This is a genomic window from Streptomyces sp. GbtcB6 (genome assembly GCF_019091475.1).
Lineage (GTDB): Bacteria > Actinomycetota > Actinomycetes > Streptomycetales > Streptomycetaceae > Streptomyces > Streptomyces hyaluromycini.
The window spans coordinates 1-230 of record NZ_JAGXJL010000539.1; the positions used below are offsets into that span (position 1 = coordinate 1).

Here is a 230-nt window from a genome sequence, read left to right on the forward strand (position 1 = left end):
GCGTTGGCCACCACGCGGCGGCCGGCGAAGACGAAGCCGGTGCCCTCCAGGACCTTCCCGCAGCTCTGCGCGGTGCCCGTCACCTTGACGATGGACTGCAGGGCGGTCGTGGCCACCGCGCTGTTCGCGAGGGCCGAGTCGGGCGGAGAGACATCGGTGATCGGCTCGTTGGCGAACGGGCAGAAGACCTGCGGGAAGCCGTTCTGCGCGAGGACCGCGGAGAAGTCCGC

The 230-nt window shown here is 70.9% G+C and carries 1 pseudogene; it reads right to left on the reverse strand.

Annotated features, from left to right (window positions below):
• Window positions 1–230: pseudogene (locus KVT45_RS55910) on the reverse strand (serine protease); the annotation flags it as partial.